The 1269-nt window shown below is 45.0% G+C and carries 1 protein-coding gene; it reads left to right on the top strand.

Going from position 1 to position 1269, the window contains the following annotated elements:
• The first annotated feature begins 83 nt into the window (after positions 1 to 83).
• A protein-coding gene (locus tag FOI68_RS22665; protein ID WP_143864412.1) for an IS3 family transposase occupies positions 84 to 1234 on the top strand; the annotation gives its coding sequence in 2 pieces (ribosomal slippage) (positions 84 to 345 and positions 345 to 1234; 1152 coding nt in all).
• Positions 1235 to 1269 lie beyond the last annotated feature (35 nt).

Below are 1269 nucleotides of genomic sequence, written 5' to 3'. Positions count from 1 at the left end.
TGGTATTATCCCCTCAAGGTAGACAGTAAAAAAAGAGTTCATGATATCATGGACTCATTACTGTTGACCGGAGGGGATTTTTCATGCCACCAAAGAAGGGACAGGTCTTTACTCGTTATAGCGAGGATACGAAGAAAGAGGCTGTTCGCTTGCGTTTGGAAGAGCAGTGGAGCTATCAGGAGATAAGAGAAAAGCTGGGAATTAAAAGTGATGCACAGATCATCAGTTGGGTACGTAAGCACCAGAGCGGAGAATCGTTTGAGGATTATCGTGGGCGTTGGAATAAGAAACACTTCAATAGCCTTGAAGAGGAAAACGCCTATTTGAAAGCGCAGGTCGAATACCTAAAAAAGCTCAATCCGAATCTGCATGGGGAGGGAAGTTGGATCAGCAAGCCCGGTTTAGGACCATCGAAAAAATGAATCACAAGTATCCCATCATCATGCTGTGCAAGATTGCCGAAGTATCGCGGTCGGGTTATTACAAGTGGAAAGCTGCCCGGGAATCTCGTAAAACCCGTATCGAGCAGGATACGAATGTAAAAGAGCACATCCTTGCTATTCATCGACTGCGACCTTATTTCGGCTACAAACGTATGCGTACGGCTTTACACAAAGAAGGGGTTTTGGTTAACCACAAAAAGGTGCGTAGGCTGATGCGTGAGCTGGGTATTCGTTCAGTTATCCGCAAGAAACGGCCATTTGCAGGTCGCAAACCATCCGTAGTCTTTCCGAATGTCCTCAACCGTGAATTTACAGCAGAAACCATTTTGAAGAAATTTGTGACTGACATTACCTATATTCGAATTGGTCATGATTTTGTCTATTTGTCGGTTATTTTAGACCTTTGTAACAAGGAAGTCGTAGCATGGGAGCTATCCGCGCGTAACGATCTCCAACTCGTATTGGACACCGTAAAGCAACTGAACGCCAAAAACGCTATTCTCCATTCCGACCAAGGATTTCAATACACAACCAAATCGTACAGGGATCTACTCGAGGAGAAAGAACTTATGGGAAGCCATTCAAGACGCGGGAATTGCTTTGACAACGCATGTATCGAGTCGTTCTTTTCCCATCTGAAAACGGAAAAGCTTTACCTGGCGAAGCCAGATAGTGAAGCTGCGGCACGTAAATGTGTTGCTGAATATATCGACTACTATAACAATGAACGCTTCCAGAAAAAACTCGGCGACCTCTCCCCGGTTGAATATCGAGAAGCGATCGCCGCTTAGGTGATTCCTCTTTTTTTACTGTCTACTTGACGGGG

The organism is Brevibacillus sp. LEMMJ03 (assembly GCF_007197875.1).
Classification (GTDB): domain Bacteria; phylum Bacillota; class Bacilli; order Brevibacillales; family Brevibacillaceae; genus Brevibacillus; species Brevibacillus thermoruber.
The sequence above is the reverse complement of the archived record's forward strand: the minus strand, read 5'-3'. Positions and strand labels throughout refer to the sequence as shown.